Source organism: Bradyrhizobium sp. USDA 376 (assembly GCF_054063675.1).
Map to the genome: position 1 here is coordinate 3,553,592 of NZ_JBSSGN010000001.1, position 24,452 is coordinate 3,578,043.

General features: G+C 65.1%; 20 protein-coding genes and 1 pseudogene. 14 read left to right on the plus strand and 7 right to left on the minus strand.

Annotation, left to right across the window (positions count from 1 at the left end; genetic code table 11):
• Positions 1-88: 88 nt before the first annotated feature.
• Genes fumC through cydB form a run of 5 tightly spaced genes read left to right on the plus strand, consistent with a single transcriptional unit; the run spans position 89 to position 5,935 of the window.
• Positions 89-1,525, plus strand: coding sequence for a class II fumarate hydratase (gene fumC / locus ACVJ19_RS16650; RefSeq protein ID WP_453950134.1), 1,437 nt, complete (start codon positions 89-91; stop codon positions 1,523-1,525).
• Positions 1,526-1,537: 12 nt separating this feature from the next.
• Positions 1,538-1,942, plus strand: coding sequence for a hypothetical protein (locus ACVJ19_RS16655; RefSeq protein ID WP_453950135.1), 405 nt, complete (start codon positions 1,538-1,540; stop codon positions 1,940-1,942).
• 52 nt (positions 1,943-1,994) lie between these two features.
• Positions 1,995-3,527, plus strand: coding sequence for a malate dehydrogenase (quinone) (mqo, locus tag ACVJ19_RS16660; protein ID WP_453950136.1), 1,533 nt, complete (start codon positions 1,995-1,997; stop codon positions 3,525-3,527).
• Positions 3,528-3,545: 18 nt separating this feature from the next.
• On the plus strand, positions 3,546-4,946 hold the full coding sequence (locus ACVJ19_RS16665) for a cytochrome ubiquinol oxidase subunit I (protein WP_453950137.1): 1,401 nt from the start codon (positions 3,546-3,548) through the stop codon (positions 4,944-4,946).
• Positions 4,947-4,948: 2 nt separating this feature from the next.
• Positions 4,949-5,935, plus strand: coding sequence for a cytochrome d ubiquinol oxidase subunit II (gene cydB / locus ACVJ19_RS16670; RefSeq protein ID WP_453950138.1), 987 nt, complete (start codon positions 4,949-4,951; stop codon positions 5,933-5,935).
• 87 nt (positions 5,936-6,022) lie between these two features.
• Here cydB and ACVJ19_RS16675 read toward each other — a convergent pair whose 3' ends face one another.
• A complete protein-coding gene (locus ACVJ19_RS16675; RefSeq protein ID WP_453950139.1) occupies positions 6,023-7,270 on the minus strand; it encodes an oxalate decarboxylase family bicupin in 1,248 nt (415 codons plus the stop codon).
• Positions 7,271-7,516: 246 nt separating this feature from the next.
• Between ACVJ19_RS16675 and ACVJ19_RS16680 the strand changes: the two genes are divergently transcribed.
• Positions 7,517-9,814, plus strand: coding sequence for an FdhF/YdeP family oxidoreductase (locus ACVJ19_RS16680; RefSeq protein WP_453950140.1), 2,298 nt, complete (start codon positions 7,517-7,519; stop codon positions 9,812-9,814).
• A gap of 17 nt (positions 9,815-9,831) precedes the next feature.
• On the opposite strand, the gene ACVJ19_RS16685 is transcribed toward ACVJ19_RS16680, so the two are convergent.
• The 6 genes and pseudogenes from ACVJ19_RS16685 to ACVJ19_RS16710 all read right to left on the minus strand — a co-directional run bounded on the left by ACVJ19_RS16685 (position 9,832) and on the right by ACVJ19_RS16710 (position 17,157).
• Complete coding sequence (locus ACVJ19_RS16685) at positions 9,832-11,205, minus strand: sensor histidine kinase (protein WP_453950141.1); 1,374 nt, start codon at positions 11,203-11,205, stop codon at positions 9,832-9,834.
• Positions 11,206-11,424: 219 nt separating this feature from the next.
• Positions 11,425-11,842, minus strand: a pseudogene (locus ACVJ19_RS16690) (thioesterase family protein).
• Positions 11,829-14,969, minus strand: a complete 3,141-nt coding sequence (locus ACVJ19_RS16695) for an efflux RND transporter permease subunit (protein ID WP_453950142.1) — start codon at positions 14,967-14,969, stop codon at positions 11,829-11,831. Before ACVJ19_RS16695 ends, ACVJ19_RS16690 begins: the two are co-directional and overlap by 14 nt.
• Positions 14,966-16,138 carry an efflux RND transporter periplasmic adaptor subunit gene (locus tag ACVJ19_RS16700; protein WP_453950143.1) on the minus strand — a complete coding sequence of 391 codons (1,173 nt, stop codon included), beginning with the start codon at positions 16,136-16,138 and terminating at the stop codon, positions 14,966-14,968. The genes ACVJ19_RS16695 and ACVJ19_RS16700 overlap by 4 nt, the downstream gene beginning before the upstream one ends.
• Positions 16,139-16,158: 20 nt before the next feature.
• Entirely contained in the window at positions 16,159-16,635 is a 477-nt protein-coding gene (locus tag ACVJ19_RS16705; protein WP_453950144.1) for a hypothetical protein, read from the minus strand.
• 162 nt (positions 16,636-16,797) lie between these two features.
• The gene (locus tag ACVJ19_RS16710) at positions 16,798-17,157 is read right to left on the minus strand and encodes a hypothetical protein (protein ID WP_453950145.1); all 360 of its coding nucleotides are present in this window, start codon (positions 17,155-17,157) and stop codon (positions 16,798-16,800) included.
• Positions 17,158-17,408: 251 nt separating this feature from the next.
• On the opposite strand from ACVJ19_RS16710, the gene ACVJ19_RS16715 reads away from it, so the two are divergent.
• The 8 genes from ACVJ19_RS16715 to ACVJ19_RS16750 all read left to right on the plus strand — a co-directional run bounded on the left by ACVJ19_RS16715 (position 17,409) and on the right by ACVJ19_RS16750 (position 24,449).
• Positions 17,409-18,194: an alpha/beta hydrolase gene (locus ACVJ19_RS16715; RefSeq protein ID WP_453950146.1), complete on the plus strand. Its 786-nt coding sequence runs from the start codon at positions 17,409-17,411 to the stop codon at positions 18,192-18,194.
• Positions 18,195-18,351: 157 nt separating this feature from the next.
• On the plus strand, positions 18,352-19,998 hold the full coding sequence (mdcA, locus tag ACVJ19_RS16720; protein ID WP_453950147.1) for a malonate decarboxylase subunit alpha: 1,647 nt from the start codon (positions 18,352-18,354) through the stop codon (positions 19,996-19,998).
• Between the two features lie 9 nt (positions 19,999-20,007).
• Positions 20,008-20,325, plus strand: a complete 318-nt coding sequence (gene mdcC / locus ACVJ19_RS16725; protein ID WP_453950148.1) for a malonate decarboxylase acyl carrier protein — start codon at positions 20,008-20,010, stop codon at positions 20,323-20,325.
• Positions 20,322-21,260, plus strand: a complete 939-nt coding sequence (locus tag ACVJ19_RS16730; protein ID WP_453950149.1) for a biotin-independent malonate decarboxylase subunit beta — start codon at positions 20,322-20,324, stop codon at positions 21,258-21,260. Before mdcC ends, ACVJ19_RS16730 begins: the two co-directional genes overlap by 4 nt.
• Complete coding sequence (gene mdcE, locus ACVJ19_RS16735; RefSeq protein ID WP_453950150.1) at positions 21,247-21,969, plus strand: biotin-independent malonate decarboxylase subunit gamma; 723 nt, start codon at positions 21,247-21,249, stop codon at positions 21,967-21,969. The genes ACVJ19_RS16730 and mdcE overlap by 14 nt, the downstream gene beginning before the upstream one ends.
• Positions 21,944-22,624: a malonate decarboxylase holo-[acyl-carrier-protein] synthase gene (gene mdcG, locus ACVJ19_RS16740; protein ID WP_453950151.1), complete on the plus strand. Its 681-nt coding sequence runs from the start codon at positions 21,944-21,946 to the stop codon at positions 22,622-22,624. Before mdcE ends, mdcG begins: the two co-directional genes overlap by 26 nt.
• The gene (gene mdcB, locus ACVJ19_RS16745) at positions 22,621-23,502 is read left to right on the plus strand and encodes a triphosphoribosyl-dephospho-CoA synthase MdcB (RefSeq protein WP_453950152.1); all 882 of its coding nucleotides are present in this window, start codon (positions 22,621-22,623) and stop codon (positions 23,500-23,502) included. Before mdcG ends, mdcB begins: the two co-directional genes overlap by 4 nt.
• Positions 23,499-24,449, plus strand: coding sequence for an AEC family transporter (locus ACVJ19_RS16750; protein ID WP_453950153.1), 951 nt, complete (start codon positions 23,499-23,501; stop codon positions 24,447-24,449). Before mdcB ends, ACVJ19_RS16750 begins: the two co-directional genes overlap by 4 nt.
• The last annotated feature ends 3 nt before the right edge of the window (positions 24,450-24,452 follow it).

Consider the following 24,452-nt stretch of genomic DNA (forward strand, 5'->3'; position numbering starts at 1 on the left):
GCGGAAGCAGGTAGCGCAGTGCGCGACATATCATTTCCAGCAAGCGCCGGGATGGCGCTTCCGACATCAACTGCCACGAGAGGCAAGGATGAACGACCTTCGCAAAGAGACAGACAGCCTGGGTGAAGTGTCCGTTCCCGCGGACAAGCTCTGGGGCGCGCAGACGCAACGTTCGCTCGAACATTTCAGCATCGGCAGGGACCTCATGCCGCGCGAGATGATCAAGTCCTATGCGATCCTGAAAAAGGCTGCGGCCATCACGAACTACGCCGGCGGCCGTCTCGACGGCAAGCTGCACAAGCTGATCGTCCATGTCTGCGACGAGATCCTGGCCGGCCAGCACCACGACATGTTTCCGCTTCATGTCTGGATGACCGGCAGCGGAACGCAGTTCAACATGAATGTGAACGAGGTGATCTCGAACCGGTGCTGTCAGATCGCGGGCACGCCGCTCGGCAGCAAGCATCCGGTCCACCCGAACGATCACGTCAACATGTCGCAATCGTCGAACGACAGCTTCCCGTCGGCGATGTACATCGCGGCGGCGACGAACGTGACCCAGCGGCTCGTGCCGGCAGTCGAGGCGCTGCACGACGCGATCGCCGAGAAATCAGACAAGTGGGACGACGTCGTCAAGATCGGCCGCACCCACATGCAGGATGCCACTCCGCTGACGCTCGGGCAGGAGTGGTCGGGTTACGCCGGCATGCTCGCCGACGACCTGACGCGGATCGACGATGCGCTCAAGGGCGTCTTCCGGCTGGCGCTCGGCGGCACTGCCGTCGGCACCGGGATCAACGCGGCGCCGGGTTTCGCGGAGGCCGTCGCGGCCGAGATCGCGCGGTTGACGGGCCTGCCCTTCGTCAGCGCGCCCAACAAGTTCGCCGTGCAGGGCGCGCACGATGCGCTGGTGCAGCTGTCCGGCACGCTGCGCACGCTTGCCGGCTCGCTCTACAAGATCGCGAACGACATTCGCCTGATGTCCTGCGGCCCGCGCGCCGGCTTTGCCGAATTGCTGATCCCCGAGAACGAGCCGGGCTCGTCGATCATGCCGGGCAAGGTCAACCCGACGCAGGCGGAGGCGCTGACGATGATCGCCGTGCAGGTGATGGCGAACGACGTCGCCGTCGGCTTCGGCGGCGCCGGCGGCTATCTCGAAATGAACGTCTACAAGCCGCTGATCATCCACAACATCGCGCAGTCCGTCACGATCCTCGCCGATGGCTGCACGAACTTCCGCACCTTCCTGGTCGAAGGCACCGAGCCGAACCACAAGAAGATCCAGGAATATGTCGAGAGATCGCTGATGCTGGTGACCGCGCTGGCGCCGGTGATCGGCTACGACAAGGCGTCGCGGATCGCGCATTACGCGATGGACAACGATCTCACGCTGAAATCGGCGGCGTTGAAGCTCGGCTTCGTGACCGAGCCGGAATTCGACCGCATCGTCGATCCCGCCAAGATGGTCAGACCCTACGTCGCCGAGATCAAGGTGCCGCTCACGATCGGCGCGAAGGCCGGCTGAAAGGAGAGAACGATGATCCGTTGTGTACGTCTATGGACCGGGCAGGACAACAACTCGCATTTCGAGGAAGGCTTGCTCGAGCTGGAGCCGGGCCAGCGCGGTGACTTCCTGACCGGGAAGATCGATGCGGCCAGTGTCTCCTTCCAGGAGACCGAAACGGGCGGCGCCTTCTCCTGGCACACCGCGCCGGTGCGCCAGCTCGTGATCACGCTGAGCGGAACGCTCGATTTCCAGACGCGTGACGGCCACCACTTCCTGATCCATCCCGGCAATGTCCTGCTGGCGGAAGACACCGCGGGCTCCGGGCACAGCTGGAAGCTGACGGACGATTCGTCCTGGCGCCGCGCCTATGTGGTGCTGCGGCCGGGAACCGACGTGCCGTACCGCGCCAAGGCACGGCAGCCGGCGCGGGCCTGACCGAGCCATCCGGACCACACCATCGAACCCCAACCGAACGAAGAGAACTGCCATGCAAGGAACTTCCGAATCCGACGTCGTCCTCATCGGCGCAGGCATCATGAGCTCCACCCTCGGTGTCCTTCTCAAGGAGCTGGAGCCGTCGCTCACGATCCAGATGCTCGAGGTCCTCGAGGATTGCGCGCTCGAAAGCTCGGACGCCTGGAACAATGCGGGCACCGGGCATGCGGCCAATTGCGAGATGAACTACACGCCGCAGCGGCCCGACGGCAGCGTCGATATCTCGAAGGCGCTTGAGGTCAATGTCGAGTTCGACCTGTCGCGGCAGTTCTGGTCCTATCTCGTCGGGCGCGGCGCGATCGCCGATCCCAGGTCCTTCATTCATCCCGTGCCGCACATGAGCTTCGTGCACGGTGCCGACAACGTCGCCTTCCTCAGGAAGCGGTTCAAGGCGATGGCAGCCCATCATTGCTATGAGGGCATGGAGTACAGCGAGGATCCCGCGCAAATCGCCGCGTGGGCGCCATTGGTGATGGAGGGCCGCACCGGCGGTGATCCCGTGGCCGCGACGCGTATCGTCACGGGGACGGACGTCGATTACGGCTCACTGACCCATCTCCTGGTCCGTCATCTCGTCGGCCAGCCGGGCTGCGCCGCCCACTACAAGAGCTGCGTCACCGATCTCGTTCGCGAGCAGGACGGTCGCTGGCGCATCGAGGTGCGCGACACCGACAGCGGTGAGACGCGGTCGGTGCGCGCCAAGTTCGTCTTCATCGGTGCCGGCGGCGGTGCGCTGCCGCTGCTCGAGAAGTCCGGGATTCCGGAGGGGCGCGGCTATGGCGGTTTTCCGGTCAGCGGGATCTGGCTGCGCTGCGACGATCCGGAGATCAACAAACGTCACCATGCCAAGGTCTACGGCAAGGCCGCGGTCGGCTCGCCGCCGATGTCGGTGCCGCATCTCGACACCCGCGTGATCGGCGGTCAGCGCTCGTTGCTGTTCGGGCCCTATGCCGGCTTCTCGAGCAAGTTCCTCAAGCACGGCTCACTGCTCGACCTGTTCGAGTCCGTTCGTCCCGCCAACGTCAAGCCGCTGCTTTCGGTGGCGCGCGACAATTTCGGCCTCACCGAGTACCTGGTCGGGCAGGTGCTGCAGTCCGAGGGCCATCGTCTGGCGGCGCTCGATGAATACTTCCCGAAGGCCGATCCGAAGGACTGGAGGCTGCAGGTCGCGGGCCAGCGGGTCCAGATCATCAAGCCCGACGTCAAGCGCGGCGGATTGCTCGAATTCGGCACCGAGCTCGTCGGCGCGGACGACCATTCGCTGGTCGCCCTGCTCGGCGCCTCGCCGGGCGCCTCCACCGCGGCGTTCATTGCGATCAGCGTGCTGCAGAAGTGTTTTGCCGGCGAGCTGACGGCGAGCGCCTGGCTGCCGAAGCTGAAGCAGATCATCCCGTCCTATGGCGTGTCCCTGATCGAGAATGCGGATTTCTGCCGCCAGATCCGCGCTGCGACGGCGGAGGTGCTCAAGGTCGACAACATCCCGCAGCCGGCCGCACGCGCGCCGGCGGTCGCCAAGCGAGCGTAAGAAGAGAGGGGGATTGCCATGGACCCGACGGCGCTTCTCCTCTCGCGGCTGCAGTTCGCCTTCACCATCTCGTTCCACATCATCTTCCCGGCCTTCACGATCGGGCTTGCCGCCTGGCTCACCGTGCTCGAAGCGATGCACCAGTACAGCGGCAGGCCCGTCTACCGGACGCTGTTCGAGTTCTGGCTCAAGATCTTCGGCGTCGCCTTCGGCATGGGTGTCGTATCGGGCGTGGTGATGGCGTTCCAGTTCGGAACGAACTGGAGCGTGCTGTCGAAGATGTCGGGTCCGATCCAGGGCCCGCTCCTCTCCTACGAGACGTTCACCGCCTTCATGCTGGAGGCGGGCTTCTTCGGCATCCTCATCTTCGGCCGGCCGCGGGTGCCGCCCTGGTTCTACCTGTTCTCCACGGCCATGGTGGCGCTTGGAACAACGCTGTCGGCGTTCTGGATCATGGTCAACAACAGCTGGATGCAGGTGCCGACCGGCTATGTCTTGCAGAACGGCCAGTTCGTTCCTGATGACTGGGTACAGATCATCTTCAACCGCGTGGTCTGGGTCCGCTTCCCGCACATGCTGCTCGCCTCATATCTCACCGGCGCCTTCTGTGTGGCCGCGACCGGCGCATGGTACCTGCTGCGGCGGACCTATCGCGCCGAGGCCCATGTGATGCTGCGCATGGGCCTTGCGCTCGCGGCGGTGCTGCTACCGGTGCAGCTCTTCATCGGGCATCTCGTCGGCGACTATGTTCATGACTACCAGCCGGCCAAGTTCGCGGCGATCGAAGCGCGCTGGCATGACGAGCAGCCGGCCTCGGAGGTCCTGATCGCGATTCCGGATTCGAGCACCGAATCGAACAAATACGCGATATCGATCCCCGTGCTCGGCAGCATCATCGGGAGCATGAGCCTGACCTCGAAGGAGGTCGGCCTGACCAGCTTCGCGCCGCAGGACCGGCCGCCGGTGGCGATCCCGTTCTTCGCCTTCCGCATCATGGTCGGCTGCGGCTTCGTGATGCTGGGGCTGGCCTGGTTCGGGAGCTGGCTCGGCCTCAAGCACCGGCTCGAGCGCAGCCGCCTGCTGCTGTGGGGCATCTTCCTCAGCTTTCCGCTGCCCTGGATCGCCATTCTCACAGGCTGGTACACCGCGGAAGTCGGCCGCCAGCCGTGGACCGTCTACGGCGTGTTGCGGACCGCCGACGCGGTGACGCCGTTCCTCACGGCCTCCGCCGCGCTGACCTCGCTGATTCTGTTCGTCGCGGTCTACACCTTCATCTTCTCGTTCGGGACCTATTACATTTATCGGCTGCTGCGCGCCGGCCCGGCCGGGCTTGGTGGCAAGCCGCTGCATGTTCCCGTGCCCAACCGGCCAATGTCGCTCGCCGACAAGATGCCGGCAATCGTCGAAGCGGGAGAATAGCCATGGTGACGTTCTGGGTTGCGCTTCTTGCCATCAGCATCCTGATCTATCTCCTTCTGGACGGATTCGACCTCGGCGTCGGGATGCTGTTCGGCCTTGCAGGCAGCGAGGCGAGGCGTGAAGCGATACTGCGCACGGTCGCTCCCATCTGGGACGGCAACGAGACCTGGCTGATCGTCACCGGCGTGATCATGTGGGGCGCCTTTCCCGTGGTCTATTCCATGCTGCTGTCCGCGTTCTATATCCCGGTTCTGGTCATGCTTCTGGGACTGATCCTGCGCGGCGTCGCGTTCGAATTTCGCGGCAAGGCGTCGCGCACGCGCTGGATCTGGGACGTCAGCTTCACCGCGGGATCGTTTGCCGCGAGCTTCATGCAGGGCGCCATGGTCGGGGCGCTGGTCGAGGGACTTCAGTTCTCGAACGGCGAGTATGCCGGAGGCACCTTCGGCTGGCTGACGACCTTTTCGGTCTTGTGCGGGATCGGCCTGTGCTTCGGCTATGCGTTGCTCGGCGCCTGCTGGCTCGTGAGGAAGTGCGAGGGCCCCATCCGCGAGGCCGCGCGGCGTCAGATCCCATTGCTCGCGGTCGCCGTGCTGGCTTTCCTCGTCGTCGTCTTCACGCATGCCCTTACCGAACATCTGCCGATTCTGCGCCGTTGGATCGAGCGGCCATATCTTTTCCTGTTTCCTCTCATCGGCGCGGGCGCCGCCGCGGTGCTCGCCACGAGCATCCTGCGCCACGACGATTACTGGCCATTCCACATGGTTTCACTGATCTTCGCCGCGGCGTTCGGCACGCTCGCTTTGTCGTTCTGGCCCTATATGATCCCGTTCGTCGTCACGATCGACGAGGCCGCGGCGCCGCATTCAAGTCTCGCCTTCATGTTCTGGGGCGCCGGTCTGTTCGTCTTCCCGCTGATGCTGCTCTATATGGCGGTCGGTTATCGCATCTTTCGCGGCAAGGCGGCTTCGGTGGCCGATCACTACTGACGGCCGCGAGGCTCGAGCTCCTCGCGGGTTGCAGCAGGCAAAAAGAAAGGCGCCGTTTCCGGCGCCTTTCTCGTTCAGGTTTTTCATTCAGGATTTTGGCATGACACCCGGACTGTTGTCCGGCCATTGCGCGATCAGCTTCTCGTCAATGTTGAAATGCTGGGCGACGAGCTTGGGCGGCGTGTGCGTCAGCCAGTTGGAGAGCGAGACCTCCTCGTAGCGCGGCGCACGGAATACGCCGACGAACTGCAGCTCGGTGTCGCCGACATTCTCGACATAATGGCCGAGATTGCGCCGGACATAGCCGATGTCGCCGGCCGAGAAATCCGTCGTCAGCGCGTTGGGCCCGGTGTCGAACACCGTCATCCGCGCCTTGCCCTTGATGTAGTACTGCCATTCGTCGGCATTCGGATGCCAGTGCATCTCGCGGACCGCTCCCGGCGGCATCGTCACCAGCGCCGCGGCGACGGTGGTGGCCACCTTGAAGTTGCTGCTGTCGGCAACGCGGATGCTTCCGGCGGAGCTCTCCTTGACCGGGGCTGAGCTGCCGAGCGAATGGATGAACGGATAGGGCGGTGCCTCCGCATGCCTGGCCACTGCGGCGCGATCGGCGGCGAGATCGCCGGGCACCGTCCCCTGGAAGATCCAGCGATTGTGCAGCGGGATTTTGGCGAAGGCATCAGCCGGCACACCAAAGTTCTTCGCCAGCACCTCGGGCGGGGTATGGGCCAGCCAGTCCGTCACCAGCAGCGTGTTGAACTCATTGGCGTGGCCGTCGTCGAAGCAGATCACGAATTCGCAGCCGTCAGGACCCAGGCCCTGCAGGGAATGCGGCGCGCCCGGCGGAAAATACCAGAGGTCGCCGGCCTTGAGGTCGCCGACATAGGGGCGTCCCTGGGTGTCGAGCACCGTGATGCGGCAGCTGCCGTAGGTCATGATTGCCCATTCGGCGGCCTGATGCCAGTGCAGCTCGCGGATGCCGCCGGCGGCCAGGCGCATGTTGACGCCGGAAATCTCCTTGGAGATGGCGAAGTCCTCGACCGTGACCTGACGCGCCCAGCCGCCGTTCTGGATGCGCCTTGGTGCATTGTTGAACGAGGCCCAATCCATTGGCAGGCCGCCGACGTCCGTCGCCGGCGGTGTTTGTGCGGAGGGGAATTGCCTGGCCAGGTCAGGATTTTGCGGACCGGGGTCGGTCAGGCTTCCCGGGCTCTTGGCGTTGATGGCGCCTTGCGGCGGCTCATCGGGATTGCCGAATGTTGCGGCCTGCGCACTGGAGCCGACCATGGCGGCACCTGCCGCGGACATGGCCAGCAGATCACGTCTTGAAAACATCTTGGGTCGCTCCTGAAATTGTCGAAAGCCCTCTGTTGCGACGGGCTCCAACCGCCAAGCCTAGTTTCCGGGCGCTATTTGAGCTTCCGGGAACTGCGCTCTTTTTGCCGGAATGCACTGGCTGCTGCGGCAGGCCAGCCGGGTTCGAACGTGTGCAATTGAGAAATTGCGCTTCATTTTGGGAAGACGGCGCTGCCTGCGCCATCCTTAACTGGCCCGGAGAATGGCAAGATCGAGAGATGTCGAATGACCACGAAATCGGTTCGTCCCTACCGTGAACCCGCCGGCGGCTGGGGCGCACTCAAGGCGCTCAGCGAAGCGCTTCTGGTGCAGGGCGTGCCGCTGAAGGGCGCGGCGACGCTGAGCCGGATGAATCAGCCGGAGGGCTTTGATTGTCCCGGCTGCGCCTGGCCCGATCCGAAGCACACCTCGTCCTTCGAATTCTGCGAGAACGGCGGCAAGGCGATCGCCTGGGAGGCGACGTCGAAGCGCTGCACCCCCGAATTCTTCGCTGGGCACACCGTCACCGAGCTCGCAGGCTGGAGCGACTATGATCTCGAAATGGTCGGTCGGCTCACGCATCCGATGGCCTATGATGCCGCATCCGACCGCTACCTTCCGGTGGAGTGGAACGATGCGTTCGACATGATCGGGCGTGAGCTGAGGGCGCTGCCGGATCCGAACATGGCGGAGTTCTACACGTCCGGGCGGACCTCGAACGAGGCAGCGTTCCTCTATCAGCTGTTCGTGCGCGAATACGGCACCAACAATTTCCCCGACTGTTCGAACATGTGCCACGAGGCGACCAGCGTCGGCCTGCCGCACTCGCTTGGGGTCGGCAAGGGCACCGTGCTGCTGGAGGATTTCGACAAGGCCGATTGCATCTTCATCTTCGGCCAGAATCCCGGCACCAACAGCCCGCGGATGATGACCAGCCTGCGCAATGCGGCGCGCCGCGGCGCCTCCATCATCTCCTTCAATCCGTTCCGCGAGCGGGCGCTGGAGCGTTTCCAGGCGCCGCAGAGCCCGGTCGAGATGATCACGCTGTCGTCGACGACGATCAGCTCGAAACTGTTCCAGGTGCGGGTCGGCGGCGACGTCGCCGTGCTCAAGGGGATCATGAAGATCCTGGTGGAGGCTGACGAGGCCGCGCGCGCCGCCGAGCAGCCGGAGATCCTCGACTGGGATTTCATTCGCGGTCACACTGTCGGCGTCGAGGCGCTGATCGACGACCTCAAGCGCACACAATGGCCCGACATCGAACGCCAGTCCGGCCTGACGCGCGAGGACATGGAATATGCGGCCGCCGCCTATATGAAGTCAGAGCGCGCCATCCTCGTCTACGGCATGGGCATCACCCAGCACTGGCGCGGCGCGAACAACGTGCAGCAGATCGCCAATCTCGCGCTGTTGCGCGGCAATGTCGGGCGCGAAGGCGCCGGCGTCTGCCCGGTTCGCGGTCATTCCAACGTGCAGGGCGACCGCACCGTGGGGATCACGGAGGTGCCCAAGGCGGACTTCCTCGAGCGCCTGGAGCAGCGCTTCGGTTTCAAGCCGCCGGCTGCGCCGGGACATAACGTGGTGACCGCGCTGGAAGCCATGATCCGCGGCGAGGTGAAGGCCTTCTTCGCAATGGGCGGCAATTTCGCCGCCGCCATACCGGACTGGCAGGCGACCCAGGCGGCGCTCGGCAAGCTCGAGCTGACCGTCCACGTCTCGACCAAGCTCAACCGCAGCCACCTGATCCACGGCCGCGCCGCCCTGATCCTGCCGTGCCTGGGACGCACCGAGATCGATATCCAGGAATCGGGGCCGCAGTCGATCACGGTGGAAGACTCGATGTCGATGGTGCATGCGTCCGGCGGCCGCAACAAGCCGGCATCGGAGCATCTCCGCAGCGAGGTCGCGATCATCGCCGGCGTCGCCAAGGCGACGCTGGGCGCGCGCAGCGTGGTCGACTGGGACGGCTTCGTTGCCGATTACGACCGCATCCGCGATGCGATCGAGGCGGTGTTCCCGATCTTCCAGGGCTACAACGCCCGCATCCGCGTTCCCGGCGGCTTCCATCTCACCTCGACGGCGCGCGAACGCGTCTGGGCGACACCGTCGGGCAAGGCCAACTTCCTGGTCTTCCCGGGTTGCGGCGAGGACCCGCCGCAGAGCGACGACGATTTCCTCTGGCTCACCACCATACGCAGCCACGACCAGTACAACACCACGCTCTACTCGATGTCCGACCGTTACCGTGGCGTGTTCGGCCAGCGCGACGTCGTGTTCCTCAACGAGTATGAGTTGAAGAGGCGGGGATTGGCCGACGGCGACCGCGTCGACCTCATCACCGCCTCGACCGACGGCGCCGAGCGGATCGTGCGCAATTTTCGCGTGGTTGCCTATTCCTTCCCGACCGGCTGCTGTGCGGCGTACTACCCGGAGACCAATCCGCTGGTGCCGCTCTATGCCCGAGACCCCCTCAGCTTCACGCCGTCATACAAGGGCGTCCCGATCCGTCTGGTGCGTTCGGCCAGCCTGGAGCAACAGGGGTAACCGCGGAAAAGCCGCGGTCAGGCATCCACACTGAGATCGGACCGCGGCGAATCCGCCGCGACGGATATCGGCAGGGTGAACCAGAAACGGGCGCCGCCATGCGTGGCGCTGCCCTCCGCACCGATGCGGCCTCCATGTGCCTCGACGATCGACCGGCAGATCGGAAGTCCCATGCCCATGCCGCTCTCCTTGGTCGTGAAGAAGCTCTCAAAGAGCCGGCCGATATGTTCGTCGGCAATACCGGGACCGTTGTCCTCCACGGAGCAGCACAACGTCGTCCCATCCTGCGTGACGGTGCTGATGACGATCCTGCGATCGTCGTATCCGGCTTGTATCATCGCCTGAACCGCGTTGATGGCGAGATTGACGATCACCTGCTGCAGCTGGGTGCGGTCACCGAGCACCTGCGGCGCGGTGGGATCAGGCCGGTGCAGGATCGTCACGCCGCGGGATTCCATCTCGTGTCGCAGGAACAGAAGCGCCTCGCGAATGATCTCGTCGAACGATAGGAATGCCTGCTCGGGAGCTTTCCGCGAGGCCATGCCGTGAACGCGGGCCACGATGTTCGCGGCGCGCTTTGTATCCACGATGATGTTTTCGATGGTCTTGCGGATCTCGCCGATGTCGGGCACCGGCCTGTTCAGCCATCGCAGCCCGGCGGCGCCGTTGGTGGCGATGGCGGTGAGGGGCTGATTGACCTCATGGGCGATCGAGGCGGTGAGCTCGCCGAGCATCGAAACCCGCGCGGCATGCGCGAACTCGGCCTGCACCTGCTGGAGCTTCTGCTGGGCCCGAACACGCTGTGAGATGTCGATCGTGCCGACCAGGCTGACTTCGAGATCGTTGATGGGGCCGACGCGCGCGGTCGTGAAGAGAACGTCGACGACGCGGCCGTCCCACGTCACCATCCTGGTCTCTTCCTCGAAGTTGGTCTCGCCGCGATAGCGGGATTCCATCGCCCGGCGGAACGTATCGGGGCGTTCCTTCCATGTCTCGGCCATGGAACGTCCGACGTAGCCTTCAGAGCCTCCGCCGAACATCTGGATAGCCCGCTCGTTGGCCTCCTGAAACGAGAGCGCGTCCATGCAGGTCCGCAGGAACTCGGGATGGCTGTCGAAATAGGCGCCGAGATCCTTGACGCCCTCGGCGCGCAACTTTCGAAAAAGCACGAGGAGCCTGCTGGCGTCGAGCTGCCGGAATGCGATCGGCATGCGGCTGAACAAATGGCGGTAGCGCAGCTCGCTCCGCTCCAGCTCGGCGTGGGCCTTCTTCAGGGCCGTGATATCCATGATCGCGCCGACGAGCGTCAGCGAAGCGGCCAGAAAAGCGGCGAAAGCGATCGCCGTGAAATTGTCGCCAAGCAGTGAACAGGCGAAGGACAGCAGGGTCAAAACAAGGCTACCCCAAGCCCATAGCAGAATCCGATCCTGTATTGTCTGGATCGGCAGCACACGGCGCCACCATCGCTGGGGCTGTACAGGGGTGGAGCCATCCCGGCGTTCGAGCGTCATACGAGGGGTCTAGCGCGCCGCCGAAGAACCGTCTTTTGCGTTTCTGCACGCGCCTTGTCAAAACGCACGAAGCCGCGATCGGGCCTGCTGCCCGCGATCTCAGGCCATCTCAGCGGCTGGCCTCGTGACGCCGAACCGTTTCTCGAACTCGGCGACATTGACGACGCCGCGCCGGTGGGTGCCATCGCCGATCTTGCGGTCGCCGTCCCCAGGCCTCGACCTCGAACAGGACGCTTCTGGCTTCGATCGCGATGACCCGTGCCGTCGCCCGCACTGTACGGCCGACCGGCGTTGCCGCCAGATGGCGGATATTGACCATCATCCCGACGCTGACATGGCCTGCAGGCAGGAACGGCTGAACCGCCAATCCGGCAGCCATTTCCATGTGCAGGATCATCATCGGCGTACCGTAGACTTCAGGCATGCCCGGCACCACATGGCCGACCGTCATCCCGCTTGTGACGGTCACCAGCTTTTCGCCCGCCATGCCAGTCTTCACCTTCTCAAGCAGATTCATGGCTCAATCCTGTCTCTGCCTCGGTCTTGGATGGGGTGGATGTCCCGGCCCGCGGCTTGCGCCCGGTGAGCCAGTTGCCGAGCCGGTCGAGATAGAGATAGACGACGGGCGTGGTGTAGAGCGTCAGGATCTGCGACAGCATCAGGCCGCCGACGATGGTATAGCCGAGTGGCTGGCGCAACTCCGCGCCGGTGCCGGAGCCGATCATCAGCGGCACGCCGCCGAGCAGCGCCGCCATCGTCGTCATCAGGATCGGGCGGAAGCGAAGCGTGCAGGCCTGGTAGATCGCCTCTTCCGGGCTGAGCCCGTGCTGGCGCTCCACCTCGAGGGCGAAGTCGACCAGCATGATGCCGTTCTTCTTGACGATGCCGATCAAGAGGATGATGCCGATGATCGCGATGACGCTGAGATCCATGTGGACCGCGAGCAGCAGCAATAGCGCGCCGATGCCGGCCGAAGGCAGCGTCGACAGGATCGTAATGGGGTGGATCAGGCTCTCATAGAGCACGCCGAGGATGATGTAGATCACGATCAGCGCGGCGCCGATCAAGAGCGGCGTGCCCGACAGCGAAGATTGGAAGGCCTGGGCGTTGCCCTGGAACGAGGTCGACAGCGAGGCGGGCTTGCCGGTGTCCTTCTCGATCTTCTGGATCGCCGTCACCGCATCGCCCAGCGCGACGCCGGGCCGCAGGTTGAACGAGATCGTCACCGAGGGAAACAGGCTCTGGTGATTGATCAGGATCGGCGCGGGTTTGATGACGCTGTGAACCAGTGTGCTGAGCGGGACCTGCTGGCCGGTGGCCGAGTTCAGGTAGATGTCCTTGAGCGCTTCGGGCCCGTACTGGAAGCGCGGATCGACCTCCATCACGACATGGTACTGGTTCAGCGAGGTGAACATGGTCGAGACGATGCGCTGGCCAAAGGCATCGTCGAGCGCGTTGTCGATCGTCGTCGGCAGGATGCCGAAGCTGGAGGCGACCTCGCGATCGACGGTGACCTCCAGCCGCGGACCGGCATTGGCCTGATCGCTCGCGACGTCGGTGATGACGTCGAGGGCGCGGAGCTTTTCCAGGAAGATCGCCGACCAATGGGTGAGCTCATTGGAATCGGCATCCGTCAGGGTGTACTGATACTGCGTCTTCGACAGCCGTGCGCCGATGGTGATGTCCTGCGCGGCCTGCATGTAAAGTCTGATGCCCTGGATGTGGGCCAGCTGGGGGCCCAGGCGGTTGATGATCTGGTCCGCACTGGCCCGGCGTTCGGGCTTCGGTTTCAGGACGATGAAGATCCGCCCCTGGTTGAGCGTTGCCGTCGGGCCGCCGGGGCCGATATAGCTTGCCACCGATTGAATTGCCGGATCCTTCAAGAGGATGTTGACGATCGCCTGCTGGCGCTCGGACATCGCGGGGAAGGAGATGTCCTGGGCGGCTTCGGTGATGCCGACGATCTGTCCGGTGTCCTGCTGCGGGAAGAAGCCCTTCGGAATGATCACGTAGAGATAGCCGGTCAGCGCGATGGTGGAGAGCATCACGAGCAGCGTCACGAAGCGATGGCGCAGCACGACGCGCAGGCCTCGCGCGTAGAGCGCGAGCAGCGCATCGAAGCCGCGTTCGAACAGCAGATAGATCCGGCCGTGCTTTCTTCGCGATTCGTCCTTCAGCAGGCGCGCGCACATCATTGGCGTCAGGGTGAGCGAGATGACCAGCGAGAGCAGCAGCGAGGCGGTGATCGTGACGGCGAATTCCTGGAACAGCTTGCCGACGTAGCCGCCCATCAGGAACAGCGGGATGAACACCGCGATCAGCGACAGCGTGATGGAGACGATCGTGAAGCCGATCTCGGCGGAGCCCTTGAGCGCGGCTTCCATCGGCGTCATGCCCTGCTCGAGATGACGCACGATGTTCTCGATGACCACGACGGCATCGTCCACCACGAAGCCGACCGCGATCGACAAGGCCATCAGCGAGAGGTTGTCGAGACTGTAGCCGAGCACGTAGAGGACCGCGAACGTCCCGATCAGCGCCAGCGGAACCGTGATCGCCGGGATGACGGTGGCCCAGAAATTCCGCAGGAACAGGAAGATGACCATCACCACCAGGGCGACCGTCAGCAGCAACGTGAACTGCACGTCGGAGACCGCGGCGCGGATGGTGGCGGTGCGGTCGGCCGCGATCGTCACCTTGATCGCCGGCGGAACGGAGGCCTGCAGCTGCGGCAGCAGCGTCTTGATGCGATCGACGGTCTCGATGACGTTGGCACCGGGAACGCGCTGCACGGCGAGGATGATGGCGGGATCCTTGCCGTACCAGCCGGCCAGGAGGTCGTTTTCGGGCGCCTCGATCGCCGTGCCGATGTCGCGGATCCGCACCGGCGAGCCGTTGCGATAGGCGATGATGAGGTCTTCGTAAGCGGAAGGCTTCAGCAGCTGGTCGTTGGTGTTCAGCGTGTAGGTGACACGCGGGCTGTTGAGCGTGCCCTTCGGCAGGTCGACATTGGCGCCGGCGATGACGCTGCGGACGTCTTCGAGGCCGATGCCGCGGGCGGCGAGCGCCTGCGGATTGACGCGAACACGGATCGCGGGCTTCTGCTGGCCGCCGATGCCGACCAGGCCCACGCCGGGCACCTGCGAGATCTTCGGCAGCAGGATGTTTTCGGCATAGGCGTCCACCGTAGTCAGCGGCAGCGAGTCCGATGTCAGCGCGATCAGCATGATCGGCGTCTCCGCCGGATTCACCTTCCTGATCGTCGGCGGGTAGGGGATGTTCGGCGGCAGAAAGGGGCTCGCAGCATTGATCGCGGCCAGCACGTCCACCGCCGCGCTGTCCACCGTGCGCGACAGCTCGAACTGCACCGTGAGCTGGGCGACGCCGAGCGCGCTGGACGAGGTCAGCTGCGTGATGCCCGGGATCTGGCTGAGCTGCTGCTCGAGCGGCGTTGCGAGGGACGAGGCGATGGTGCCGGGATCGGCGCCGGGCAATTGCGCCGAGATCTGGATTGTCGGGTAATTGACGTTCGGCAGCGCTCCGACCGGCAGCAGCGGATAGGCCGCAAGGCCGAGCAGCAGCAGGCCGGCCATCAGCAGCGCGGTTGCAATCGGTCGCAGGATGAAGGGCGCCGAGAGGTTCATGGAAGCGCGTCCTGCACGGAGCTCTGCAGGTCAGCTTCGCGCGCGGCCTTGCCATGCAGCTCGCGGACGCGGCTGCCTTCCGTCAGCCGGTACTGGCCGTCGACCACGACGACGTCGCCCGATTTCAGGCCCTGGTCGATCAGAGCCTGCCCATCGCTGATCTGCGCGACGTGCACGGGACGCAAGGCTGCCGTCTGGCCGTCGGTCACGACATAGACATAGCTGCCGTTCGGCCCCTGCTGCACGGCCGAGCCGGCGACAGTGAGCGCGTTCTTCTGAACTTCAAGCAGCAGGCGCGCGTTCACCAGCTGGCCCGGCCACAGCCGGTGCTCATGATTTGGGAACACTGCCTTGAGCTGGACGGTGCCGGTCGTTCCTGCGATCTCGTTGTTGACCAGCAGAAGCGTGCCCTCGTCGAGCTTCATCTTGTTGTCCTGGCTGTAGGCGATGACTTTCAGCGGCCCCTTTGCGGCGTGTTCCTGGATCACCGGCAGGTCGGTCTGCGGCAAGGTGAACAGCAGCGAGATCGGCTCGATCTGGGTGACGACGACGAGACCGTTGGGGTCGGTCGGATGGATCACGTTGCCGACGTCGATCTGGCGCACGCCGGTGATGCCGGGAATCGCCGATGTCAGGCGCGTGTAGCTGAGCTGGACGTTGGCCTCGTCGATCTGGGCCTGGTCCGCCTTCACGGCGGCCTTGAGCTGCGCCACCTGCGCCGTCTGCGTCTCGATCAGTTGCGGGGTCGCATAGCCCTTGTCGCCAAGCTGATTGTAGCGGGAGAGATTGGCCTCGGCATTCGCGAGCTGCGCCTGATCCCTGTCGCGATTGGCGGTCAGTTGCTCGATCTGTGCTTCGTAAGGGCGCGGATCGATCTGGGCGAGCAGGTCGCCGGTCTTGACGATCTGTCCTTCGGTGAAGGCGATCTTGACGATCTGCCCCTGAATCTGGCTGCGCACGACGTCGGTGTTGTAGGCGATCACCGTGCCGATGCCGCGCAGATAGATCGGAACGTCCTTCCCCGTGACGGTGGCGGCGACCACCGGCACGACGACGGGCACCGGCGCGGCCGCGACGGCCGGCTTCCGGTCGCTGCCGAAGAACCAGAGGCTTCCGCCGACCAGGATCGCGGCGAGAGCGACGAGCGCAAGGGTGAGATTTCGCTTCACAGTGATGGTCCTTGTTGATCTCAGGGATTGCCGGAGCCGGTGCTTGACGTCGTGCCGCTCAGGGACATCGGACCGGGCACCGGCACGGACGGACTGATCCCGGCGCCGCCGAGCTCGGTGGACCCGAGCGGAATCCCGACGCGTCCGATCGTCGATGTCTGGGGAGGCAGGGCCGACGACGTCGTCGTGCCGCTCTGGCACGCGAGCGACGAGCTTCCGGAGAGCCCGCCGCCGTCGAACGGGGCTCCTGACGATCCGGCATTGCCCGATACCGCGCAGTTGGTCATGCCCTGCAAAGGATTGATCGGGGATACGCCGGGCGTCGCGATTTCGGTCGAGCCCAGCGGAATGCCTTCAGGCCGCGTCGCGCCGAGGTTGAGCGGCGAGGTTGCGGGCATGCCGACGGAGGGCGGCGTCGTCGGCAGCGTCATTTGCGCATTTGCCGCAGCCGGGATCAGCCATATCAGGCTGGTTGCGAGCGCAACGGCCAGATGCATCGATGTGAACCGGCGGCATCCGAACCTGTTCGATGAGAGCTGTTCTCGCATGGGCTGCTCCGGAGTCTTTCAATTGCGCGGGACGATAGGGAGCGGCCGGCGACCGGGTATTCCCTGAAAGCACGTCCCGCTGTCTGGCCGCACGATCGGGACGCATCCCCCTCATTGTGACTGCTTCTGAAGCAGCAGCGTTGCTTCGGACAGCTCCCGGCGGCACCTGGCGATGTCGCTGGAGCGCTCCGCGGCACGCGCGCGATCGAGCGCATCGAGCGCCAGGAGAAGATGCGCGCCGCTCGGGCCTTCCGCCTGCGCCAGCGATCGTGGCGTGGGCTGATGACTGCGCAGCGCATTGAGGCTTTCCGGGCCCCAGCCATGTGCGCCGGCATTCTTCTCGATGGCCGCGTCCAGCTGCGCCTGGACACGTCCGATCGAAGCCTTGCAGGACGCTGCATGAACCGGGGATGCCGCTTCCAGGAGGATTATAATGGCAGCTGTAATCCGGATGAGTGAATTCGATGTCATTGTCGATCCTCTCCTGTCGGTGATTGAACGTCTGTCGCGGATGACAGAACCGGTACGAGCCGTCTTTCGCTTACGAACGTCAGCCGCTCTGATGCGCATGAGGTCGTGCCATCAGGGAAACCGGACGTGAGCTGGATCGGAGCCGCGGCGGACTTGCCGGCGTGCGAAGTGGCAAGGGCCGTTGTTTGCCGAAATACGCAAGCGAGCGTCGAACCTAGTGTCGCATCATTGCAACCCGGAGTGATCCCGACATGAAACACCTCAACGCTGGCCTCGCCTTCGCTGCCGCCCTCTCCCTGTTCGCGACCGTCACCCCGGCGAGCGCGGAACCCCTGAAGAACATCGTCCTGGTGCACGGCGCCTGGGTCGATGCGTCGGGCTGGAAGCCCGTCTACGAGATCCTGACCAAGGAAGGCTTCCGCGTGACGATGGTGCAGGAGCCCGAAACCTCGTTTGCCGACGACGTCACCGCGGCGAAGCGCATCCTCGATCTCCAGGACGGTCCGACGCTCCTCGTCGGTCACAGCTATGGCGGCTCGATCATCACCGAAGCCGGTGTCCATCCCAACGTCGTCGGCCTCGTCTACGTCGCCGCTCATGCGCCCGACGTCGGCGAGGACGAATCGGCGCTCGGCAAGAAGACGCCGAGCGTGCTCGGCAAGACCGAAGGCGTCATCAAGGTCACGCCCGACAAGTTCACCTATCTCGATCCCGTGCAATTCCCGAAACTGTTCGCGCCCGACCTGCCGCGCGAGCGCGCCGAGTTTGTTGCGCGCTCCCAGGTTCTGGCCGCGACCCAGGTGTTCAGCACGCCGCTGACCGCGGCCGCGTGGAAGACCAAGCCGAGCTGGGGCATCGTTGCCGGCGGCGACCAGATCATCAATCCGGATCTCGAGCGCTGGTACTACGAGCGTGCCAAGAGCCAGACCACCGTGATCCCGGGCGCCAGCCACTCCGTCTACGAGTCCCATCCGAAGGAGGTGGCGGCCGTCATCACCCGCGCCGCGCGCAGCATCCAGCAGCCGGCCACGCGCTGAAACCCTTTTTGCCGGACCTGACGCACGACCGGCAGAAGGAAGGGCGGCGGGAGAGACAGCACTCCCGCCGACCTGACTGCCTCCGAAACTTCACGAGCGCGATCGGAGAAACGCTGACGCTCCGGGGCGATGCCCGCCCAGCGAAGGAAAGACAGTCATGACGACATGGCAGAACAACCGAGCCGCGCGCGATGCGCGTATCGCGACCGGCGCCGGGCTCGCGCGCGGCAAGGTCGTTGAGGCGCACGATGCCACGCGGCTGCTGGAGGCCGTGATCAGGCCGGGCGACCGGGTTTGCCTCGAGGGTGACAACCAGAAGCAGGCCGATCTGCTCAGCCGCGCGCTTCTCGCCGTCGATCTCTCCAGGGTCAACGATCTGCACATGGTGCAATCGGGCGTCGTTCTTCCCGAACATCTGGACCTGTTCGATCGCGGCGTCGCCAAGCGCCTCGACTATGCCTATTCCGGGCCGCAATCGGCGCGTATCGCCCGTATGCTGTTCGGCGGCAAGATCGAGCTGGGCGCGGTCCACACCTATCTCGAATTGTTCGCCCGCTATTTCATCGATCTGACGCCGCAGGTCGCGTTGATCGCGGCCGTCAGCGCCGACCGCGAAGGCAATCTCTACACCGGCCCCAACACCGAGGACACGCCGACCGTGGTGGAAGCGACGGCGTTCAAGGACGGCATCGTGATCGCCCAGGTCAACGAGATCGTCGACACCGTGCCGCGTGTCGACATCCCGGCGGACCGCGTCCACTTCATCGTCAAGTCCGACAAGCCGTTCTTCGTCGAGCCGCTGTTCACGCGCGATCCGGCCGCGATCACCGAAGGACAGATCCTGACCGCGATGCTCGCGATCAAGGGCATCTATGCGCCCTATGGCGTGCAGCGGCTCAATCACGGCATCGGCTTCAGCACGGCCGCGATCGAGCTGCTGCTGCCGACCTTCGGCGAGCGGCTTGGACTGAAGGGCAGCATCGCAACCCACTTCGCGTTGAACCCGCATCCGGCGCTGATTCCCGCGATCGAGTCCGGCTGGGTGCGGCAGATCCACTCGTTCGGGTCGGAGGTCGGCATGGATGACTACATCCGCGCCCGATCCGACGTTTACTTCACCGGCCCTGATGGCTCGCTGCGCTCCAATCGCGCCTTTTGCCAGACCGTCGGCCTCTATGCCTGCGACATGTTCATCGGCTCCACCTTGCAGATCGACCTGCAGGGCAATTCGTCGACGGTCACCACGTCCCGCATCGCCGGGTTCGGCGGCGCGCCGAATATGGGCGCGGATGCCCGCGGGCGCCGTCATCCGAGCGAGCCCTGGCTGAAGGCAGGAGCAGAGGCCGACCCTGACGGCACGGCCCTGATGCGCCGCGGTCGCAAGCTGGTCGTGCAGATCGGCGAGACCTTCGGCGACAAGAACGTGCCGCTGTTCGTCGAGAAGCTCGATGCCATCGAGCTCGCGGAGAAGCTGAATCTCGAGCTCGCTCCGATCATGATCTATGGCGACGACGTCACGCACATCGTCACCGAGGAAGGCGTGGCGAACCTCCTGCTCTGCCGCAGCGCGCAGGAGCGCGAGCAGGCCATCCGCGGCGTCGCGGGCTACACCGATGTCGGCCGTCGGCGGGACCACGGCATGGTCGCGCGACTGCGCGAGCGCGGGGTGATCCGCAGCCCGGAGGATCTCGGCATCAATCCGCTCGATGCGGATCGCAGCCTGCTGGCGGCGCGCTCGATCAAGGATCTCGTGCGCTGGTCGGGCGGCCTCTACGCGCCGCCGTCGAAATTCAGAAACTGGTGAGGATGGTCCATGGAAGATTTCAGGTTTCACCACAGGGTACTCGCACGGGCCGACGGCACCAGGCAGAGCGCAATCGTCGGCGTGGTCGCCTCGGGCAATCTGGAAGTCCTGGTGGAGCGCGTCCTGCCTGACGCGGAATGCGCCATCGACATCAAGACCGCGGCCATTGGCTTCGGCGAGGTGTGGACCGCCGTGATCGGCGATTTCGTCGAGCGCTACTCGCCCGGCGGGCTGAGATTCTCGATCAACGACGGCGGCGCGCGCCCCGATACGGTCTCGCTGCGGCTGGCGCAGGCGGTGCGATTGATCGCGGAGAACGGCCAATGACCGCGCCACTCAAGGACATCACTCCGGCCGAGCGCGCCCGTAGCACCAGCTTCTACGAGGCATCGGCCCGGACGCGGCTGGAACTGCTGCTCGACGCCGGCAGCTTCGTCGAATTCATCGGGCCGGAGCAGCGCGAGGTCAGCCCGCATCTGAAGATATTCGATCTGCCCGAGCAGTTCGACGACGGCATCGTCGTCGGTCACGGCCGCCTCGACGGCTCGCCGGTGTTCGTCGCCGCACAGGAGGGCCGCTTCATGGGCGGCGCCTTCGGCGAGGTGCACGGCGCCAAGCTGACCGGGCTGCTGCGCGCGGCACGCCAGATCGGCTCGATCCCCGTCCTGATCCTGTTCGACACCGGCGGCGTCCGGTTGCAGGAAGCCAATGCCGGCGAGCTCGCCATCGCCGAGATCATGCGCGCCGTGATGGAAGCGCGCAGCGCCGGCGTGAAGGTGATCGGCCTGATCGGCGGCCGGTCCGGATGCTACGGCGGTGGTGGCTTGATCGCAGGCTGCTGCTCGGCGCTCGCTGTCTCGGAGCCCGGACGCATCGCGGTCTCAGGTCCCGAAGTCATCGAGACCAATCGCGGTGTCGAGGAGTTCGACTCCCGCGACCGCGCGCTGGTCTGGCGCACGATGGGCGGCAAGCATCGCCGCCTGCTCGGCGCCGCCGACGTCTTCGCCGATGACAATGTGCAGGATTTCCGCGAGGCCGCGCTGGCGCTGCTCGGGCTGGTCGGACCTTTCGGTCTCGACAGCCTGAAGGCCGAGCAGGAGCGGCTTGCCGACCGGTTGCGCCGCTACGGCGCCTGCGAGGATGCCGTCGACATCTGGACGGCGGAAGGCATCGCTCATGCTGAAACGGTTCCGGAGCTGCCGGCCGACCAGTTCATTGCGCTCGCCGACAGGATCGGGAGGACCAGCCGTGACGCTCGATGACATTCTCACTTCACTCTTCCGCGACGGACATGAGGTCAGGAACGACAAGGGCGTTCTGCTCGGTTCGGCGACGCTGCGATCCGGCGACAGCATGCTCGTCCTCGGTGTCGCGGACCGGACCGCACTGGGCGTCGACGAGGCGATCAGGTTGTCCGGTCATGTGCTCCGGTCGATCGGCCGGGACAGCGGGCCGATCCTGGTGCTCGTCGACAGCGACAGCCAGCGCATGAGCAAGCGCGATGAGCTGCTCGGGCTGAACGAATTCCTCGCGCATCTGGCCAAGGTGTTGATCCACGCGGACATCAACGGCCGCCCGACCATCGGCCTTCTCTACGGTCACTCGGCGGCCGGCGCACTGCTTGCGACGGGACTTGCGACCCGGGTGCTGATCGGGCTGCCCGGCGCAGACCCTGCGGTGATGGACCTGCCGTCGATGGCGAAGGTCACCAAGCTGTCGATGGAGGCGCTGGAGGAGAAGGCGAAATCGACGCCGGTGTTCGCTCCGGGCCTGTCCAATCTCGCGCAGATGGGCGCCGTTCACATGACATGGATCCATGCCGCCCCGCTCGCCGATCAGCTGGAGGCGCTGCTGGCCGACATGCCGTCCGCGCGGGACGGGCGTGATGCGCTCGGCAAGGCACGTGGCGGCCGGCTCAAGGCCGCCGAAATCGCGGAGCGTGTTCGTGACCTCGCCCTGCAAGCACGCTGAGCGTCCGCCGGGTCGTCACGACCTCGTCTTCGTCAGCCCCGCAGGCTGGCGCACGATGCTGGATGCACGCGGCGATCTCGCGGCCGATGCGCTGGTCGCGCGCTGGCCTAAAATGCGATGGCCGACGATCAGGCGGCGCGCCTTGCCAGGCGAGGCAAACGGCCTCGCTTTGGGCCTGCCCTTGCCGCCCTCGGCCGGCAAGAAGCGAATCTCCATCCTGGTTGATAACGACCACGTCACCTCCGTCGCACGGCCGCCCTTGTTGCGGCAGGCACGGGCCTACGCGCCGCGCAACTGGTGGCCGACACTCGACCGGCTCGACGCGCTGGCGCGCCGCCATGCGGTGGACGCGCGCGTCTTCGGCAGCCTGGCCTGGCAATCGCTGACCGGGCTCGACTACGTGACCACTGGTTCCGATCTCGATGTCCTGTTCGAGTTTCGAACCGGGACCGACATCGATCGCTTCGTCGCCGATGTCGCCGCGATCGAGGCCGATGCGCCAATGCGGCTCGATGGCGAACTGATGGATGCCGACGGCGCTGCGGTCAACTGGCGCGAGTTTCACGGCGGCGCGAGCGAGCTTCTGGTCAAGAGCATCGACAGCGTTGGGCTGCTCGGCAGGCGTCAGTTCATTTCGGGAGCGATGGCATCATGATCACCACGGCCGCAAGAGGCGTGGAACGGTCGGTCTTGCGCCGGGCGCAGGTCGCGCCCGATGTCTCCGCCATCGGTGCTGTTGCCTCGGATTGCCTCGTCAAGGAGCTCGAAACCTGGCCGAAGCCGGGGCTGGTAAGCCACGTCGACAACGGCAGTCACGACGACATGGACGCGGGCACGTTTCGCCGCAGCGCTGCGGCGATCAGGCCTTATCTGCAACGCCTGGCCGAGGCGGGCGCGCTTGGTTGCGGCATGGGCCGGCTGCGGATCATCGGCCTCGAGGCGGAGCGGGCCATGTTCGCGGCGACGGCGGGCGTGAACACGCACCGCGGCGCGATCTTCGGGCTTGGCCTGCTGTGTGCGGCGGCCGGCGCGAGAGCTGCCGGGGTGGTCGATCCAAAACTTTCACTCGGTGATGTCGTGACGCGCCTGTGGGGCGACAGCATCCTCGACGGTCCGGTGCTGCTGCACAGCCATGGCAGCGCGGTCCGCCGCCGCTTTCGCGCCGGCGGTGCGCGTATCGAGGCTGCGACGGGATTTCCGAGTATTTACAGAATCGGCTTGCCAGCTTTGCGGAGAGCAAGGTCTGTCGTGCCGCAAGATACGGAAGCCGCACGGGTCGAGGCGTGCTTTGCCCTGATCGCATCCGTCGAGGATACCAATCTCCTGCATCGCGGCGGGCTCGATGGCCTTTGCTTTGCGCATGATGCAGCGCGTCGCTTCGTTGCTTCGGGCGGTGTCGGCGCGCCCGGCTGGCGCGCACGGGCACAGTCGATTCACGACAGCTTTATCGCCCGCCGTCTTAGTCCGGGTGGATCGGCCGACCTGCTTGCCATGACGCTCTTCGTCGACGCTCATGAGAGACTGAGCTCATGACGTCGAACATCATCCTGATGGCGCTGGTGCCGGTGTTCTTCGTCCTGCTGCTGGGATATGGCGCCGGCAGATTTCGCATCGTCGACAATGGCCACGTCGAAGGTCTCAATGCGCTGGTGATGGATTTCGCCCTGCCGGCCTCGCTGTTCGCCGCGACTGCATCGGCTCCGCGCGACCGGATCAGCGAGCAGGCCCCGGTCTTCCTGGTGTTCGGCGTGACGATACTGGTCATCTATGCCGGCTGGTACTGTTTCGAGCGCACATTCTTCGCGGTGACGAGGTCCGACGCATCGGTGCAGGCTCTGACGGTCGGTTTCCCAAATCTTGCCGGCGTCGGTCTGCCGATCCTGTCGACCGTGCTCGGGCCGACCGGCGTCGTCCCGGTCGCCGTCGCGCTGGCAACCGGCTCGATGCTCGTCAGCCCCCTGACGCTGGTGATCGCCGAGATGAGCGCCGCCAAGACCCGCGGCGCCGATGCGCCGGCATCGCCGGTTCTGACGGCCATCGGGCGTGCGTTCGTCAAGCCGGTGGTATGGGCGCCCGCGCTTGGGGTCGTGCTGTCGCTGTCCGATCTGAATCTCGATCCGCTGGTCCACGCCTGCCTCGTCCTGATCGGGAACGCGGCTGCAGGCGTTGCGCTGTTCCTGACCGGTCTGGTGCTGTCGGCCCAGTCGTTCCGGATCGATTGGCGGGTCGTTGCGGCGACGGGTGCCGCGGACATCTTGCGCCCGCTGCTGGCTGTTGCGATCGTCTACGGATTTCATCTCTCCCCAGATGTTGCGAAGACGGCAATTCTGCTCGCGGCGTTGCCGTCGGGCTTCTTCGGCATTTTGTTTGCCGTCAATTACCGGCTGGACTCCGCGGCGGTCGGCTCCATGGTCATCGCCAGCACCGGATTCAGCATCGTGACCCTGGCGATTACGATCGCAATGCTCTTTCCTCATTAGGCC

What these genes read in the sequence shown, in the direction of transcription:
- fumC (WP_453950134.1), top strand. Translation starts at nt 89, where the DNA reads ATGAACGACCTTCGCAAAGAGACAGACAGCCTGGGTGAAGTGTCCGTT.
- ACVJ19_RS16655 (WP_453950135.1), top strand. Translation starts at nt 1,538, where the DNA reads ATGATCCGTTGTGTACGTCTATGGACCGGGCAGGACAACAACTCGCAT.
- mqo (WP_453950136.1), top strand. Translation starts at nt 1,995, where the DNA reads ATGCAAGGAACTTCCGAATCCGACGTCGTCCTCATCGGCGCAGGCATC.
- ACVJ19_RS16665 (WP_453950137.1), top strand. Translation starts at nt 3,546, where the DNA reads ATGGACCCGACGGCGCTTCTCCTCTCGCGGCTGCAGTTCGCCTTCACC.
- cydB (WP_453950138.1), top strand. Translation starts at nt 4,949, where the DNA reads ATGGTGACGTTCTGGGTTGCGCTTCTTGCCATCAGCATCCTGATCTAT.
- ACVJ19_RS16675 (WP_453950139.1), bottom strand. Translation starts at nt 7,270, where the DNA reads ATGTTTTCAAGACGTGATCTGCTGGCCATGTCCGCGGCAGGTGCCGCC.
- ACVJ19_RS16680 (WP_453950140.1), top strand. Translation starts at nt 7,517, where the DNA reads ATGACCACGAAATCGGTTCGTCCCTACCGTGAACCCGCCGGCGGCTGG.
- ACVJ19_RS16695 (WP_453950142.1), bottom strand. Translation starts at nt 14,969, where the DNA reads ATGAACCTCTCGGCGCCCTTCATCCTGCGACCGATTGCAACCGCGCTG.
- ACVJ19_RS16705 (WP_453950144.1), bottom strand. Translation starts at nt 16,635, where the DNA reads ATGCATCTGGCCGTTGCGCTCGCAACCAGCCTGATATGGCTGATCCCG.
- ACVJ19_RS16710 (WP_453950145.1), bottom strand. Translation starts at nt 17,157, where the DNA reads ATGACATCGAATTCACTCATCCGGATTACAGCTGCCATTATAATCCTC.
- ACVJ19_RS16715 (WP_453950146.1), top strand. Translation starts at nt 17,409, where the DNA reads ATGAAACACCTCAACGCTGGCCTCGCCTTCGCTGCCGCCCTCTCCCTG.
- mdcA (WP_453950147.1), top strand. Translation starts at nt 18,352, where the DNA reads ATGACGACATGGCAGAACAACCGAGCCGCGCGCGATGCGCGTATCGCG.
- mdcC (WP_453950148.1), top strand. Translation starts at nt 20,008, where the DNA reads ATGGAAGATTTCAGGTTTCACCACAGGGTACTCGCACGGGCCGACGGC.
- ACVJ19_RS16730 (WP_453950149.1), top strand. Translation starts at nt 20,322, where the DNA reads ATGACCGCGCCACTCAAGGACATCACTCCGGCCGAGCGCGCCCGTAGC.
- mdcB (WP_453950152.1), top strand. Translation starts at nt 22,621, where the DNA reads ATGATCACCACGGCCGCAAGAGGCGTGGAACGGTCGGTCTTGCGCCGG.
- ACVJ19_RS16750 (WP_453950153.1), top strand. Translation starts at nt 23,499, where the DNA reads ATGACGTCGAACATCATCCTGATGGCGCTGGTGCCGGTGTTCTTCGTC.